This window comes from Tissierella praeacuta DSM 18095 (assembly GCF_900128955.1).
Lineage (GTDB): Bacteria > Bacillota > Clostridia > Tissierellales > Tissierellaceae > Tissierella > Tissierella praeacuta.
The window spans coordinates 1-15,636 of record NZ_FQTY01000022.1; the positions used below are offsets into that span (position 1 = coordinate 1).

21 protein-coding genes are annotated in these 15,636 nt (G+C 32.3%); all 21 read right to left on the bottom strand.

The genetic code is table 11. From position 1 onward, the window contains the following. Window positions 1-192 (bottom strand): N-acetylmuramoyl-L-alanine amidase family protein (locus tag BUB33_RS14150; protein ID WP_143154905.1); only part of this gene is annotated, 192 nt, incomplete at its 3' end. A gap of 16 nt (window positions 193-208) precedes the next feature. Next, the gene (locus BUB33_RS14155; RefSeq protein WP_072976210.1) at window positions 209-463 is read right to left on the bottom strand and encodes a hemolysin XhlA family protein; all 255 of its coding nucleotides are present in this window, start codon (window positions 461-463) and stop codon (window positions 209-211) included. Window positions 464-561: 98 nt separating this feature from the next. Beyond that, complete coding sequence (locus BUB33_RS14160; RefSeq protein WP_072977643.1) at window positions 562-1,038, bottom strand: hypothetical protein; 477 nt, start codon at window positions 1,036-1,038, stop codon at window positions 562-564. Between the two features lie 116 nt (window positions 1,039-1,154). Further along, window positions 1,155-1,373: a hypothetical protein gene (locus tag BUB33_RS14165; protein ID WP_072977646.1), complete on the bottom strand. Its 219-nt coding sequence runs from the start codon at window positions 1,371-1,373 to the stop codon at window positions 1,155-1,157. After that, window positions 1,374-3,212, bottom strand: a complete 1,839-nt coding sequence (locus tag BUB33_RS15895) for a BppU family phage baseplate upper protein (protein WP_115322160.1) — start codon at window positions 3,210-3,212, stop codon at window positions 1,374-1,376. It lies immediately after the preceding gene. Between the two features lie 8 nt (window positions 3,213-3,220). Continuing rightward, on the bottom strand, window positions 3,221-3,880 hold the full coding sequence (locus BUB33_RS14180) for a hypothetical protein (RefSeq protein ID WP_072977648.1): 660 nt from the start codon (window positions 3,878-3,880) through the stop codon (window positions 3,221-3,223). After that, a complete protein-coding gene (locus BUB33_RS14185) occupies window positions 3,877-4,953 on the bottom strand; it encodes a hypothetical protein (RefSeq protein WP_084725487.1) in 1,077 nt (358 codons plus the stop codon). The genes BUB33_RS14180 and BUB33_RS14185 overlap by 4 nt, the downstream gene beginning before the upstream one ends. Next, complete coding sequence (locus BUB33_RS14190; protein ID WP_143154904.1) at window positions 4,950-7,034, bottom strand: glycoside hydrolase family 78 protein; 2,085 nt, start codon at window positions 7,032-7,034, stop codon at window positions 4,950-4,952. The genes BUB33_RS14185 and BUB33_RS14190 overlap by 4 nt, the downstream gene beginning before the upstream one ends. Next, window positions 7,024-9,018, bottom strand: coding sequence for a phage tail tape measure protein (locus tag BUB33_RS14195; RefSeq protein ID WP_072977652.1), 1,995 nt, complete (start codon window positions 9,016-9,018; stop codon window positions 7,024-7,026). The genes BUB33_RS14190 and BUB33_RS14195 overlap by 11 nt, the downstream gene beginning before the upstream one ends. A 183-nt stretch (window positions 9,019-9,201) precedes the next feature. Beyond that, entirely contained in the window at window positions 9,202-9,582 is a 381-nt protein-coding gene (locus BUB33_RS14200) for a hypothetical protein (protein ID WP_072977654.1), read from the bottom strand. A gap of 46 nt (window positions 9,583-9,628) precedes the next feature. After that, the gene (locus BUB33_RS14205; RefSeq protein WP_072977657.1) at window positions 9,629-10,129 is read right to left on the bottom strand and encodes a hypothetical protein; all 501 of its coding nucleotides are present in this window, start codon (window positions 10,127-10,129) and stop codon (window positions 9,629-9,631) included. Between the two features lie 68 nt (window positions 10,130-10,197). Next, window positions 10,198-10,782, bottom strand: coding sequence for a major tail protein (locus BUB33_RS14210; RefSeq protein ID WP_072977659.1), 585 nt, complete (start codon window positions 10,780-10,782; stop codon window positions 10,198-10,200). Continuing rightward, entirely contained in the window at window positions 10,779-11,117 is a 339-nt protein-coding gene (locus tag BUB33_RS14215) for a hypothetical protein (protein WP_072977661.1), read from the bottom strand. The genes BUB33_RS14210 and BUB33_RS14215 overlap by 4 nt, the downstream gene beginning before the upstream one ends. Further along, the gene (locus BUB33_RS14220) at window positions 11,117-11,515 is read right to left on the bottom strand and encodes an HK97-gp10 family putative phage morphogenesis protein (protein WP_072977663.1); all 399 of its coding nucleotides are present in this window, start codon (window positions 11,513-11,515) and stop codon (window positions 11,117-11,119) included. The genes BUB33_RS14215 and BUB33_RS14220 overlap by 1 nt, the downstream gene beginning before the upstream one ends. Window positions 11,516-11,523: 8 nt before the next feature. Continuing rightward, entirely contained in the window at window positions 11,524-11,847 is a 324-nt protein-coding gene (locus BUB33_RS14225; RefSeq protein ID WP_072977665.1) for a phage head closure protein, read from the bottom strand. After that, window positions 11,844-12,158, bottom strand: coding sequence for a head-tail connector protein (locus BUB33_RS14230; protein WP_072977668.1), 315 nt, complete (start codon window positions 12,156-12,158; stop codon window positions 11,844-11,846). Before BUB33_RS14230 ends, BUB33_RS14225 begins: the two co-directional genes overlap by 4 nt. A 14-nt stretch (window positions 12,159-12,172) precedes the next feature. Then, window positions 12,173-12,310, bottom strand: a complete 138-nt coding sequence (locus BUB33_RS14235; RefSeq protein WP_084725489.1) for a Rho termination factor N-terminal domain-containing protein — start codon at window positions 12,308-12,310, stop codon at window positions 12,173-12,175. Window positions 12,311-12,330: 20 nt separating this feature from the next. Beyond that, entirely contained in the window at window positions 12,331-13,461 is a 1,131-nt protein-coding gene (locus BUB33_RS14240; protein WP_072977670.1) for a phage major capsid protein, read from the bottom strand. Next, window positions 13,454-14,206 (bottom strand): head maturation protease, ClpP-related, encoded by a 753-nt coding sequence (locus BUB33_RS14245; protein ID WP_072977672.1) that lies wholly within the window; start codon window positions 14,204-14,206, stop codon window positions 13,454-13,456. The genes BUB33_RS14240 and BUB33_RS14245 overlap by 8 nt, the downstream gene beginning before the upstream one ends. Then, the gene (locus BUB33_RS14250; RefSeq protein ID WP_072977674.1) at window positions 14,190-14,459 is read right to left on the bottom strand and encodes a Gp49 family protein; all 270 of its coding nucleotides are present in this window, start codon (window positions 14,457-14,459) and stop codon (window positions 14,190-14,192) included. The genes BUB33_RS14245 and BUB33_RS14250 overlap by 17 nt, the downstream gene beginning before the upstream one ends. Before the next feature lie 5 nt (window positions 14,460-14,464). Next, window positions 14,465-15,634 (bottom strand): phage portal protein, encoded by a 1,170-nt coding sequence (locus BUB33_RS14255; protein WP_072977677.1) that lies wholly within the window; start codon window positions 15,632-15,634, stop codon window positions 14,465-14,467. Window positions 15,635-15,636: the final 2 nt, after the last annotated feature.

Sequence of the window (15,636 nt, forward strand, 5' to 3'; positions counted from 1 at the left end):
CATTTTAGCTCTATCAGATAGTTCTATAAATGTATCTGTTGTTCTAGAATATGATACTTCTACATTGTGCCTTTTTAGTATTTCTCCTATTTTTAACCCTACAGACAATGTAATATCCTTTTCTTTTAACCCATCTCCCACTGCACCTGGATCCTTTCCCCCATGGCCAAAATCCATGTGTACTTTTACCATGAATTTCACTTCCTTTCTATTTAAATAATCCTTGTTGAACTGCATAAAAAAAGAAGGATACTATTCCTCCTAAAAGTAATCCCATGAACCATTTCATTGTGGAATTTAATGATGCTAACTGCTTGATTAATCCATCTAACCTTTCTTCTAATCTGCTATTTACTCTCTCTATTATATCTAGTCTTTCAGAATGATTATTTATTCTTCTTTCATGTACTGATATTTTTTCATCAATTCTTTTATGCCTTTCTTCACATATTTTATTTTCCACTTTTACACCTCCAAAATTTGCATTAAAAAATGCACCTCCAAAAGTTAAATTTTGTTGTCTAACTTTTGGGATGCACTTCACCTAAGCAAGTTCTTTATTTATATCTTTTGTAATATATCCAAAGTCACCTTATAGAAACCTATGTTATTTATATAAGTCCTTCTTTTAAAATAACCACCCGTTGATAGAGATATTGCAAGAAATGATACATATAATACCATTATGGCTATAGTTATAATTTTAAATATTTCATTTCCAGTAATTACATTGATTGTTAATGACATCATAGAAATCCAAGATGGAATATATATACTAAATACTGGATAAGAATCATGTTCCATATATTTATCTTCATGCAATAATTTATTATTTAAATAAATTCTATAATCTTCAACATTCACTTGTCTTCCATTTACATTAATAGTTTTATTCACAGGATCTATTAGCCTGTTAATTATTTCAATCAAACAAAATAAGTTTTCATTTTCATTATAAACTTCCTGTATCCCTAGCTCTTCTTTAGCTAACTGATAATATCTTGGTAGCATTTCTTTTTCTATTTTTTTCTTTCCCACTCTATCCCCCCTATGTAAATGTAAATATACATAGGTTATATCATAAATATTTAGTTATTACAATGATAAGAAAGGAAACAAAAAAGACTATCTCTAGTCTATTGCCCTTGTTAGTATTATTGTTCTACTACTAATCTTTGCTCTATTGCTAAAATCATATCATCTTCATCAGCTACAAAAGGCATTTCGTCTTTTTTAAATCTTAACATTCTTTCTTCACCATCTATATCAGCTACTATTCGTCTGCCATTATAATGTTCTTTTATTGCCCGAGTTGGTTGTCCAATTTGAGGATTTTTAAATTGTATCTTACTTTCTTTTATAATTATATTCATTTACTTTACCTCCGTAATTTCTTCCACTTCCATAATCTCATCAATTTCAAATACATACGTTTCTCCCGTCCAAGATTCTCCTATTTCTCTTTCGACACCTTTGATGTACCAATCTTGTACGGATTGATGGTCGTCATTTCTGGTACCTATTACAAGTACGTTATATGCCCCCTCAAGTTCACAGTGAATTTCAAGCTGTTCTGTTTCTCTGTTTAATATCCCATATCCATTACCAAAATGCCCTTGAGATGTTACGAATATCTGAACATCTCTATTTAGCCATATGAAATAATCAGGTAAATCAATTGTAACTAAATCATTATCTTTGGCAGCAATTATTTTATATCGGTATAAGGTATCTCCAGCCGTAGGGGATTCCACTGCACCATGTCTAATTACATGGGTTGCTTTCTTCTCTGGCTTTGGATGAGGAATTTCAAAGTTTTTAGTACCACCTACTAAAAATGAACCTGGAACTTTCCAATTATTTGTACGCTTTGATGAACCCAGAACACCTTCTTGTGAATTTGCAGCGTTAGCATCCGCCCCTATTGCAACTGCATCTGTGTGTGTAGCCTTAGCGTTATTCCCTATTGCAACTGCAAATGCACCCGCAGTATTAGCTCCTGTTCCTATTGCTATGCCGTTAAATAATGTAGATTCTGCCAACCGACCAATTGCCACAGAATTATAGGGATTGCTCCCAGTGCATTTAGCAAAGCTGCCTATAGATATAGTATGTTGGGCTTCTGTAGAAGCATTGTGTCCTATAACAACAGGATTGATAATATTGTTTCCATTGCATGACGCACCGTTGCCTATCACGATCTGATTATCATTTGAAAAATTATATCTGTCATCCAATGCATTCTTAACTCTAATCGGCGTCATATATTTTAGATTAGTTGCCCCATTTTTGGCTTCACTTTCAGTAGCTATACCATAGTTTTGAACATTTCCCAAACTTATATCAGATTTAGTAAGCGTCACCACCCCTGTTTTTCCTGCTACAGAAATCACTTTGTTTTTTTCTGCCCCTTCTTCTATACCTTTTAGTTTGTTTTTAAAGTCATCTGTAAAATCATTAGCAGACAAGCCTTTATCAGATTCTTTGTCTAGCTTTCTTTTATCTAAGCTATTCAATGCATAACTAACTGACCATTGTTGATTTTGATTCACCCTTATATCTTCACCAGTTAGGTAGACATCCCCCACCTGGTCATTTACGCTATGGACGGCTCCAATACCATCAATACCCCTGTCGCCCTTATCTCCTTTTTCTCCTTTAGGACCTTGTTCACCCTTATCTCCTTTATCACCCTTAGGACCTCTACTAGGTTTACCTGTATCCTCATCTCCTATAAACCAATTACCATTATCCCCTATTCTGGGAATTGAATTAATCACTTTTTGAATTAATTCTTTTACTGTATCAATTAATTTGTTTAGTATCCCTATTTCATTTGTACTTTCTATAGCATTATCATTGAGAATATTTTTTCTTACATGAAAATCAAAACTAGTTGTAGTTAATACTTGATTATCACTTCTTATGATTATCTCCGCTATAACTTTGCCACTCTTTGTAAGTACTTGGTCTACCAATATTACCGATACCTTATTTCCTATAAATTCGCACTCCTGCTCTATATAGGTATCATCAGATTTTTGAAATACAATCGATATCTCCGCATTTTCACCTATTAAAAAAGCATGATTTCCATCCATTAGATTAATATTAAATTTAGTTGTTTGCCTGTCATTTTGGACTAAAATTATATCTTCTGTTCTTTTATGTCGTTTTATATCTAAAGAAAAATCAAATTCTTTTGGCTTCATCTAATCACCTATCCTTTTTGCTGTATTAGACCATACTCTTCTAATATATCTAATAATTCAGCTATAGCTACAGCATATAGATTCCAATTTGTTCCTACTGGTCTATCTATGGATTTTCTGTTAGTGGGATTTGCCTCAAAAAAACCTATAGGTCCTTTTATTTTTAAGCCAGTCAAAATAGATGTATTAAGCACCTTTAAATCTTTAACACTCAATTCATCATTTATAAAAGTTTTATTTAAAGTAGTATCCCCCATAATATTCAAGTCTGAATCTAAGTCTAATTTTCCAGTTACACTTAAATTATCTATATTAGTTCTTCTCGTAACAGTTATATCTCTACAATTTATATCTCTAGAATTAATATCATCTACTTTTAAATCTCCATCTATATTTACATTTCCCTCAAAGTTATTCCTATTTGGCTCTTCCATTACTTCCAAATATAAAATATTATATTCTATGATATAAGTATCATTAAATCTTTTCATCATTACTCTTTGTCCTTTTTCAGGTTTAAATAATCCGCTTATAGGATATAACTTTTGGCTAGGTTCTTCCTCTCCATCAAATTGAATAATAGGTAATCCATCTTCATTTATTTCAACTATTGTAGCTATCCTATCTCCTATAGTTTCTCGTATAGGATTTTCAAGTACTTCAATCATATATTTGTCACCTTCCTACAATTATGAGTCATTACACCACCTGTTTCTAATCCCATAGCCCAATCAGTTTCAATATATTTATCTCCATTTACAAATAAACAGTCTGAATAACTGTGATGGGGCATTATAGCAGTATCAAAAATTAACCTTTCATATAACTTCGTATTGTTATATGCAAGTCTTTTAATATAATTATCAAGTGTAACTTGGTCTAATATATCCGTTACTTCTTCATGCATTACAATATTTCTTTTTCTTCTAACTGTAGATATAGGACTTAGAGGATTATTATTTGTATATACTGACCTTAGATTTTGCCCCTCAGGAGTAGACACTGTCCCTACAAAGATATTAGACACGTTAAAAGTATCTAGTAAATGTTTTGTAGAATCAATTAATATAATACTCGTTTCATTTTCTTTATAAGAGTATTCCACTTCTCTCAAATTTGGTAAAACATAAGGCTTAGATACCATGTATCCCCATTCATCTGTAAATATAGAGGTATAATTAATTTGCCTCAGCAATTCATTTACTACAGTTAATTTACTCTCTCCTATTTCAAATTCTTTATCTGAATTTAGTTTCCCAGGATGTGGAATTATATTTACTTTATAAATTCCAGCACTATTAATTATTTGTGTTACTGCTTTTACATAATTTGTACCTTTTTTAATGAAATACCTATTTATAAATTTATCTTCCATTAATATTTCATTGGCATCATAAGCTTCTACTTTTCTATATTTTCCCTTCACTATGCCTACAGATAGGGAGGAAATTAAATAAACTCCTAAACTCCATTCATGCCATTTATCATTATTTTTTAGCATAAACATAGGACGTATCTTAGAATTAATCCAATCTACGTCCTTTAGTTCGTTTTCTTTTATTTCAAATGCCCCAGTTCTTTTTATTTCGGCTAGAGAATTTAATCCAATCTTACCACTTGCAACGTCTAGTTCTCCTATTTTAAATTCTTCAAAGTTCAATAAGTCATATCTAAATCTTATATCCCTAGAATTGCTGGAGAAATGTAATAAACCTTGTTGTTCTTCTGTAAGTTTTATCATTCTCTAGTCCTCCCTATAGTAAATACTACAGTATAACCGTCCAGTCTTTTTTCTCCAGATATACTAGCTATAGTTCCATATATTACTTCACCATTTATATCTCTATAAATTAATTCCTTTTTCTTCTTAATTAACTTCAATATAGGTTCTTTTTCTTCTACATAAAAAGTAAAGGATCTATCCTCTTGTATGCTTTCTCCAAATTCTGTAGCCTTATAGGTTCTACCTGCAAAATTCATACTCTTATAGTCTAGTCTAAAATCAAATGTTTTTTGTGGAAAATTGTCTAAATTGACATATACCTCTATAAAGTCTTCAGGATTATCTATAGTTGCAATAGTATTTTTTCTAAAATTACATTGTCCCTGCTTGATTTCAGAGTCATTGTAATTGTCATATTCTACATTCCTAACAAAGTATTCATATATAGTCTTATTCCCTGCTGTATAATCTAAGAACTTTCCATCTTTCAATGTACCTATATATTGATTATTTCTATAAACTAACCCATTTACAACACTAGCAGTTATTACTACCCTATAGTCTTGTGAATATACATCTATTTCAGGTTTCTTAGGGGGAGTTGGATTAATCCATTTTGTTTGCTCACTTATTGGAGATTCTATATTGAAATTATTTTTGATTTGAATATAAAAAGTATATTTTCCAAAGCTTAAAAATATAGGTAACTTTAATTTTCTAGAATTAGCATCTGCTACTTCATCAGTATCAAAAACTAATTCTCTTTTATCATCTTTTATCCATATTCTATATACATCCTGATTACTAGAATTCCAATATAAAGTAGGCATATGTTTATTTTCTATATAAGCAAACCAGGGGGCAGGTGGAGTATCTATAATCGTGAATTGTGCTATATCACTCCAAGGTGACCATTCATTATAATTATTTTTAGTTCGTATTTTCCATAAGACAGAACCTGTATAATCCAGATATTGACTATGCTGTTGGCTTGGTGAACTCAATGTTCTACTTTGCCAGAAAACTCCATTATCTTTGGAAATTGAAATTTCATATGCAGCTTGATTTGTCCCTATATCTCCTTTATAAATCCATTTAAATACAATTGATCCATCACTTTTTAGTATATAATCTCCTACAGGAGTTACCAGATACGGTGCTTGTGGTTCCTCTGCTCCTGCTGTAAATATCGCAGTAGTCCAATCGGAATATATTTGTGCTTCGTTACCTATTCTAATTCTCCAGTCTACTCTGCCAATATGCTTTATTGTTCCTCCAGTTACAATATAGAAATTATCTCTAGTCTTCTGGTTAGTTAATGTTGTCCAAGTGCCGCCTTGATTGGTAGAGTATTGTAAATTTATATACTCTTGATCATCTTCTTTAGCCCAACTAAATCTTATATCTCCTCTAGGATTTAAAGTATCTCCATCAGGATATAAACTTCTAGGTTTTGATGGAGGTGGTAATTCATATTCTACTTCTACTCTCAACGGTTTCAGATGCATTCTATTATTAAGAATAATCCACAAATGATTTTCTTCAAAACTAATTATACCAACCCCGTTCATTTGCGTATTCTTGTTAACGATAAAACTTTCAGTTTCTAATCCTCTTAATAATATGCTACCTTTTAAATCTTCATTTATTTCCATGTAAAATTCTTTTTCTGTTCTAACAGGCACATGTACATAGTTTGTTAAATCGCTAAAAGAAAAATCATATCCAGGAACAAACTTCCCTTTGTTATAAGCTATTCTTATATCTCCACTGTATACTGGTTGTCCTCCATTGCCTCCACCCTGCCTAAAAGGTCTTTGTGTAAAATATATTCTTGTAGAAGTCACTATCGCATTGTCAGGAATATCTTGTTCCCAAGATATCCCTCCGTAAGACGGGTTGAATATTGTTTCCCTACTATCTTTTATTGAAATAGTCACGTTTAGATTAGTTAATTGTATATACTCTGGATTATCCATTCGATTGAGACTCTTAGTTTCGTAGGTTATTTTCCCATCAACAGGACTTCTCTCAGCTTCTATTATTCTTATGCTATAACCATTGGCTGTGTTTTTAATTGGAAATACTTTAGTCAACACGTCCAGCACCTGCCCTCTGTCTTTGCCTTAGGCCTTCAAACAGCCTTACAACATCACTCATTTCCTGTAAGTCATCTGCTTGTACTGTTACATATATGTTACCTTGTCCGCCTCTGAAATTTGGATTGTTTCTGTTTCTAGGATCATTAGCAGATAACACCTCTTCATTCTCATGTAATTCTGTTCTATACCTATCATGTGGCACTCTCCCTAAGCCGCTTTTATGAGAGCCTTGCACATTTCTAACTGCTTGAGTTTGCATATCTGTAGCTTGTTTTTGAAAACTTCCTGTGATTTTAGATGCAGAATCCGCTACATTTTCTAATTCCTTAGAGTTGCCTTTTATAGCAACTATTAATGCCAATATAATTGCGAAAGCAGCCGCTAAAGCCATGAAAATTGCAACTGCTTTTAAAATTGTTGGGTTAACTGTAAGTCCAAAGATTTTACCTAATCCATCAGCTAATGTAGATAATCCTAAAACACTTTTGGCAGTAGTACCCACTATAAAAGTTACCATCCCTAATACTGCTATAATTGTCATTAATTTAGCAGGTACTTTTGCTACTAATTCTAAAAAAACAGCCAACATATTTACTAGAGGTGCTAATCCATTTCCAGATTCTATCATTGTATTTTTTAAAGTGTTAAATGCAGATTCTAGTCTTTCAATAGGAGTTTGTAGCTTTTCCAGCATTTCATTAGCTGTACCTGCTGAATTAGTTATTTCATCTACATTTTCAGCATATAGTTTTGCCCCTTCCTCACCGGCCAAAATAAACATATTATTAATCCCTTCAATTCTACCAAATAATTTAGCCATACTTTCATCATTTCCTCTAGTTTTCCTTTGTACATCTTCAAGAAATCCAGAGAAACCTTTTGCACGTAATGCTGCTAGATTAAATTGTAGTCCTAGTCTTTCAGCCTCTTCTTTTGCTTCTGCAGTTGGCTTTATTACAGCAGCCATTATTCCTCTAAGTCCTGTAACAGCTTCACTTGCTTCTATTCCTCTTGTAGTTAATGTTGCTATAGCTGCCAATAATTCCTCTAAAGGTATTTGCGCTGTTGAAGCTAATCCTGCTACTTTACCAAAACTGCTTCCTAATTCATCTACGGTTAATTTCCCTAATTTTTGTGTAATAACTAATTGATCAGTAATAAGATTTGCATCTTCTATTGCTACTCCATATGAATTTATTATTGTAGTAAGGATATCAGTTGCTTTCCCCATATCAGTGAATCCCGTTTTTGTAAGTAATGCAGATTCTTTTAAAACTTCTAAACTGTGAGCTGTATCTATGTTGGAAGAATTAATGTTATACAAACCTTCTGCTACTTCTGCTGCGGCAATATTAAAGGTATTACTAGTATCCATCACACCTTTTCTCAATTCTTCCATACTAATATTAGTAGTATCTGCAATAGTCGCTACCTTTGCCATTTCTTGGTCTACAGTTCCAGCCATTTTTACTGCTGCAATCCCTATACCCATCATTACTGCTCCGACTTTTTGCATAGTTCCAGCTAGCTTTTCTAAGTCTACTCCTGCTGCTTTAGTCTTTTCTGTAAAATCAGATATAGCAGCTCCAGTCCTACCAAAAATATTATCCTGTGCTTTTAGTTCTCTTGATACTTCTTCACTTTCCCTCTTATACTTCATTAATTGAGTTTCAGCATTTTTTAATTCTATAGTTTTATTAGCTATTGCTTTTTCATTAATGTTTTCTGAGTTAGTTAGCCTATCTAATTCTTGCCTTAAAGATTCCACCTTATCAGTTTGTATCTTTACTCTATTTGCAAATGTTTCATTTTTAAGTTGTAATTTTTCTATAGAATCTCCAGATTGTCTTGCCGCTTCACTCTGTTTTCTAAATTCAGCATTAAGGAGTGCCATCTGCTTATTAGCTTCTGGCACTCCTTTTCTTACCTCTTCATAGTTAAAATCTAATATAATTGACCTTTTATAATTCTTAAAAGACACTTTACCACCCCGCAATCTGACTCATAGAGGTAATTTTTTCTACCTGTTGCTTTTGTCCATCAGTATTTAGTGAGTCCGCATACATTCCTATCATTTTTACAACTTTTCCTATGCTACTAGCAAAAAATGTATTTTCAGGTTGTTTCAATACTATACAAAAATAATAATAGAGTTCATCAAAATCTATTTCAGACCGAACTCCTTCGCCATCTCCTCTGCCTTTTTTTTTATTACTTCTAAGTCATCTATATCCATTCCATCAAAAGTTTCCATTACATTTTCAAATATTATTTCTATTAGTGGTAGCCCACCACCTATTACAATTGCTTTCGCCTCTTCATAAGTTGAAGAGGCATTCATTACTTTCATCCCACAATATAAAAGCTTTGCTGCCAAATCATAAGGCTTGCTTTTCTCTTCATTTGCTAATGTTACTAAGTCCCCAAATTCTTCTGATAATAAAATAAAGGCTTCTACAGTAAATATAGCTTCTATTGCCTTACCATCAGGAAAATCTAGTCTCAAAGGCTCTATTGGTTTTACTGCGAACTTTTTTCTAGCCATTTTATCAACTCCATTTCTTATAATAAAAATAGCACCTAACAGGGTGCTATCTATTTTTTACCTTTGTATTTGTTAATTCCATTAATTCTCCATAAGTTTTTATATTATACCAATCAGTATTAAAAATTGTATCTTTTTTCAAGCTCGTACTTAATGACACAGTCCAATCTTCACTATCAATAAATAATGTCAATGTTTGTACGTCACTTCCTATTTCCAACCCTTCACTTGATAAAATACATACTTTCCTTATTTTGTCTAAAGCGTTTTGAGCGGTTTTATTTCTGCTACCCCTATTAGGAACATACAATCTTACTAAATAGGTTTTTGACTCTTCATGATATTGTGTTTCATGTATGTTTTTATATCCAAAAACATCTTGTACATTCCTATAAATTGCAGACCTAGTAAATGCATTTGCATTTATATAAGTGGCTATGAATCCCCACAATATAAAACCTATCATAATTGCCACTACCACAAACATAAATCTTTTCTCTTTTTTCGTGGGCGGTACATAATTCTCTGTTCTTATAAATATTTTCATACCCAATCCCCCCTTTTTACTCAATACTACAATATTAAATTTATTAAGTAAATAGGGATTAGTATTTTTTATACTGCCACTTGTCCTGGTACTTTTTCAAACCATTTAGCTGCCTGCTCTTCGGTAAATGTTGGATCCGCACTATCAGCAGAATATTTTATTGCGCCATCAAAGTCTCTAGGGACAAATTCTATAGTTATTGTATCTGTACTATAATTAATGTTATCTGTTTGTTGCTGTACTGTATTCGCATAAGGCTGTGCCCTGCCTTTGAGCAACCAATGATATTCTGCTACTCCAGGCATATCCTGCGGTACCTTCCAGCCTATAGCAATATATGGTGCGGTATCATCTTTTCCTTCAATTAACACCCCATCTTCATAAGTTGCTCCTGTAATAATTGCCCTATCGTCTATTTGAACTTTGGTAACATCCAATACTGCCGTCATACCCGTCAATTTTGCTATAGAGGATTGTTTTACTCCGTCACCAAATAGTTGTCCAGATGCTACTGAGGGAGTTAATTGTATCTGCATAGCTTCAGATAACTTTTTTATTGTTCCATAATCGACTAAACTAGGTTCATCCTTAGTCATAATTGCATAAACTAAATGTTCTACGTTGATTCTATATGCTTTTTTAAATTTATTCATCTTGTTTCACCTTCCTTATAGTGATAATTAAATACCATTACTGTATGATATAATTTAACTTCTTTCTCGTATCCATCATAAGAATAAGGTTCTAAAAATCTAGATTTCTTCATTAACTTTTTGACTTCTTTCTTTATATTTTCATGCCCATCTTTCGACCAAATATCTACTTGACAAGATACTGTCATTCTCTCCACTTCTCCATCACCAAATAAAATACCGCTTTCATTAAAGAAGTGGTATGATATTCCAGGAAACTTTCCTGGTCTTATTTGCCATAAAACTGGTATTTTTAAAGGAGATAAGGTTTTATCTACTAAGCTTACCAAATCCATTAAAACCCACCCCTTTCCATTTCTTCTTCAAATATTTGTTCTATTTCCTCATCTGATTGTTTCAGAGCAGTATCTATAAAATGTGTTGCTTTACTTCTATATGTTCCATCATTCACTAAATGCCATTTAGTTCCTGTTTTTTTACCTCCTCTTATTCTTGCTACTTTTTCACCATATTCATCTTTTACAATTCTATAGTTTACATCATCTGCCATATGTTTATGTTCTGGGTCATTGGTTTTAGTTCTTAAAACATTTAGATTTCTAACTATATTTCCTTTTACTACCTCAGCAGCTCTTTTTAGAAATCTCTCTTCAATTTCTTCTGTAACTCCCATTATTTCATTTAAAAATACTTCTATTTCTTCGCTTTCTGTTGATTTAATTTTATAAGACATAACATCACCTACATATCATGTTTAACTTCATAAGCTTTAACGACTAAATACATGCTATTATTATCTAAAGGTAATATACCTTCTATCTCATAGAATCTATTATTAAATTTAATCCCCATAGTTTCGTCTATATCTGTTCTATATCTAATAATAAATTCTACATCAGTTTTTACATTGGCAGCTCTAGCAGCATAAAAATTCCTACCTTTTAAAAATCTAGCTTCGGACCATAAAGGTATATAATCTTCATAATCATCTAAATCAATAACAGAACCCTCTTGTTCCTTTTTCCTCTGTAAAGTGATGCGATCTTTTAATCTTCCTGGATTCATACCTTACCCTCTCTCTTTAGCTTCAAATATTCAGCTTCTAACTGTAGAAACAAAGATTCAAGACTAAAATTCAATTTATGAAAGTTAGGTCCTGTTATTTCAGTAGTTCTATTTTCATACCAATGAGATACCAATAATTTTGTTGCTAAATTATATAGCGGTTTTAAGTTTTTGTTTCGTTCAACATCATCAATTTTGATTCCGGTTCCATTCTCTATATAAGATTGCGATGCGAGAAGAAGAGAGGTTATAAGATTGTCCTCTTCTTCTCCATCCACTCTTAAATATTCTTTAACTTTATTTAATTCCATAAAAATAACACCTCCTAAGGTGTCTCGTTAATAGCATCTATTAGTTGTTGTTTGGTCATATTTGAATACCCTGGTATTCCTTTTTCTTTTGCTATATTTTTAAGTTCTGCTACTGTTAAAGCATTTAGGTCAACTTCATTTTCTATTGCCATTGTTTTTAGCCCTTTTGCCTCTATGGGGTTACTTTTTTTTTAGCAATTCTGAATGCTGATTTTAATTTGATTCTATGATCTATCCATGCAGTTAAAACAAAGTCCTCCATTCCAGTCCTAACGTTTTTATCTCTGTCATACAGCATATTCAAGTCATAGTTATAATGAGAATATCTAAAATCCCCTACAACTGGATCTACTGCCACGTCACAGAATTCGACTGGTGCCCCTAACACTTGCTCTGGTTGTGCCATGTATAAGGTTGTATTGCCATTTGCTAAAGTCTCGATCATGTCATAATAGTCTTTCTTAGTCATAACTATGGTAGCATTTTCTGAATAATCATCCTCTAAATCTGCTAATGCATTTTTGATTGCCTTGTATAGATCATCACCTTCTACTTCCTTTATTGCATTTTGTGCAGAATAGAATGACATATGCTCTTCTCCTGATTTTGGTGACTTTGTAAAAGCAACAACTTTCTCTTTCTTAGCTAATCCACTTTCTAAAGCAGCTTCTACAGTTTGAACTAAATTAGTATCTGTGCCTAGTAGTATTGTTTCTGATAAACTAGAGAATACCTTGAATTTAAACCTACCAAATTGCACTGTATCGGTAGAGTCTTTTAATTCCTTAGCTGTTTCCGTATCTTTTATAAAATCGTCATCATCTAGGGAAAATGTTATTCTAGGCACTTCTAAATTAGTGATATTCGTAAATGTAGAGATGTCTCTTAATGGGTTCTTAACAAATGGCTCATGTAATAATTCATTTGTCATTGTTCTTGGTAATATCTTTTCTCCACCTGTAGCGTTATTGTCACCTAATGCAGCTTTTACTTCTTGAGGTACAGGTTTGTTTGCCATTACTGCTCTTATAAGTTCTGCTTTTGCTTTAACTACTTTCTCTTCTGGTGTTGTTCCTTCTATAGATTGTTGATTTAATTTAGCTGCAGCTTTTTTATCCATTTCATCAATTTGTGACTTGATACCATTAAATCTTTCTTCTAAATCCTTTACTGTTTCCTTTTGCTCACTTCTTGCTTCAAGAGTTGTTTTTGCATCTGCATACATAGAAGTTAATTTCTTATTTGCTACATCTAACTCTTGCCCTACTCCTGCTAACATTTGTTCTAATTGATACCTATTCATAAATACGTTCCTCCTCAAATTTTATAATATTGTTTACTCTTGCTATTAAAGATTCAATTTCTTCATCTTTAATATTTGCATTGATAACTTCATTACACTTTTCTGTCTTTCTTCCTAGTAATTCTTTTGGTGTATTTTTATACTTGGATAACATATCCATGTTTATGCTTGCTGCAATTTCCTTTTCTTCTTCTACAACGTCGCATAATCCATAGTGGTAACATTCTTGAGCAGTTAGCCATGTTTCTTTGTCAAGTAAATCTATCAATGTATCTCTGTCAAGCTTATCTCCTGCCTTATCTAAGTACATTGAAATCATGCTTTCCCTTATCTTATCTAGATCATCAGCTTGCTTTCTAAGTTCATTTGCATTTCCATATGTCCATGTCCAAGGGTTGTGTATCATCATCATAGCGTTGCTAGGCATATGAATAGTATGTCCTGCCATTGCTATTACAGAAGCTATGCTTGCGGCTACACCATCTATATGAACTTTAATGTTAGAATTTAGCCTTTTTAAAATTGATACTATAGCCTGACCTTGGAATACGGAACCTCCAGGAGAATTAATGTACACATTAAGTACATCTACATCTCCCAATGCGTCTAAATCCTCTTTAAAACTTTTAGCTGTAGTATCTTCCTCATACCACTTATAGGAGACTATATCACCATAGATATAAATCTCTCCTGTATTTTCCTCTGTTGCGTTTTTAACTTCCCAAAACTTATTTATTGTTCTCACCTCTATTCTGCAATAGATAACCCTCTAACATCCATAATTGTTTTTCTATATCCCTAACAGCTAAGTCATATCCTATTGTTTCATCATAATTATTAGGGTCTACGCAAGCAGATTCTCCAACTATAGTAAATCCATTGGGCAATAATGCCACCACTACGCATTGTTTATCAAAGATTCTATGAAACTCTTTAAATTGAGACTTGCTAAGAATTTCATCTATTTGTTCTTTAGTTACTGTTTTTGTTTTTTCCATTTTAATCACCTCTTTCTATTACCTAATTCTTTGATAGGATATAAGTCACCACTCATATAAAGACCATCGCCTCCCTCTAATGGGGGTAATTCCTCTAATGCTCTTACTTCATTAGGAGTAAACCACCCACTCCTGACACCTTTAAAATAAAAATCTCCTCTAGTTTTCATATCTGCTCTGGCTAAGCCATTTAGATTAAACTTAAAGGAGTATCCTTGATTTTTCCTATCTTCTGTTAGAAGTTTTTTATTTAATTCTTGTTCGTCTTGCCTAACGCTTGGTAATATAGTGTCTTTGATATATTCCAAGTCAGCTTGCTCAGCACTTGCATAACTTTGATTTTCTGCTAATAGTTTGTGTAAAGGTATGTTGTACACCCTTGCTACTCTTGCTATAGTGATGTTTTCCACATCAAATACTTTAGGGTCTATGAATTGTGAATTTTTAAGTTCTTGAAAGTCTTTGCCCATATCTACAAATAAGATTCCATTCTTTTGAAACCTTCCTAGCATATCGGTGTATTCTTTCATGGATTCTTCATTTAGTTTTGACGATAATTTAATTACTAAGTTAGCTTTTAATCCATTCTTCATTTGATTAATGCTAAATTCCTTAACCTCTTTATCATAATCTATAGTGTTTCTTAACACATCTAGCGGGTTAATTCCTTTATATCCATTAGTTGAAATATGTTTAAAATGAATCATATTTGTATTATGAATATACACCAATCCATCTTGGTCTCTTACTTGATACCATAGATCCTTTGTATCTTTTTCTATAACAGGTTCCACAAAGTCAGGATTTAATATATGCAAATTCATAGGCTGATAACTTGTGTCATATTCTATTACTGCATAAGAGTTACCTTTGATGTTTTTTAAAGTCTCCATAACTCTAACCCATTCTAAAGTTGTTAAGTATGAATATGGATTGTATTCAATCATTTGAGCTAAACTATCATCCTCAGGTTTAACTGCATTGTAGTTTTTATAAAGCTTTAAAGGCAAACTGCCCATAGTATTACTTAATAATGATACTGCAGCAAATATAGTTTCATTAGTTGCTAAGTCTGTATTAGAAAAATTAAAGGCCGATCCATAATTTTTTACAACTATTCTTATGCTTCTGCGGATGTTCTTTATATAATTAACTGCTTTATTCCATACATTCAATG

Coding starts and splice junctions, on each gene's coding strand:
- BUB33_RS14215 (WP_072977661.1), bottom strand. CDS start 11,117: ATGGATTTGGTAAGCTTAGTAGATAAAACCTTATCTCCTTTAAAAATA.
- BUB33_RS14230 (WP_072977668.1), bottom strand. CDS start 12,158: ATGGAATTAAATAAAGTTAAAGAATATTTAAGAGTGGATGGAGAAGAA.
- BUB33_RS14240 (WP_072977670.1), bottom strand. CDS start 13,461: ATGAATAGGTATCAATTAGAACAAATGTTAGCAGGAGTAGGGCAAGAG.
- BUB33_RS14235 (WP_084725489.1), bottom strand. CDS start 12,310: ATGGCAATAGAAAATGAAGTTGACCTAAATGCTTTAACAGTAGCAGAA.
- BUB33_RS14180 (WP_072977648.1), bottom strand. CDS start 3,880: ATGATTGAAGTACTTGAAAATCCTATACGAGAAACTATAGGAGATAGG.
- BUB33_RS14200 (WP_072977654.1), bottom strand. CDS start 9,582: ATGGCTAGAAAAAAGTTCGCAGTAAAACCAATAGAGCCTTTGAGACTA.
- BUB33_RS14165 (WP_072977646.1), bottom strand. CDS start 1,373: ATGAATATAATTATAAAAGAAAGTAAGATACAATTTAAAAATCCTCAA.
- BUB33_RS14185 (WP_084725487.1), bottom strand. CDS start 4,953: ATGATAAAACTTACAGAAGAACAACAAGGTTTATTACATTTCTCCAGC.
- BUB33_RS14205 (WP_072977657.1), bottom strand. CDS start 10,129: ATGAAAATATTTATAAGAACAGAGAATTATGTACCGCCCACGAAAAAA.
- BUB33_RS14225 (WP_072977665.1), bottom strand. CDS start 11,847: ATGAATCCAGGAAGATTAAAAGATCGCATCACTTTACAGAGGAAAAAG.
- BUB33_RS14220 (WP_072977663.1), bottom strand. CDS start 11,515: ATGTCTTATAAAATTAAATCAACAGAAAGCGAAGAAATAGAAGTATTT.
- BUB33_RS14250 (WP_072977674.1), bottom strand. CDS start 14,459: ATGGAAAAAACAAAAACAGTAACTAAAGAACAAATAGATGAAATTCTT.
- BUB33_RS15895 (WP_115322160.1), bottom strand. CDS start 3,212: ATGAAGCCAAAAGAATTTGATTTTTCTTTAGATATAAAACGACATAAA.
- BUB33_RS14210 (WP_072977659.1), bottom strand. CDS start 10,782: ATGAATAAATTTAAAAAAGCATATAGAATCAACGTAGAACATTTAGTT.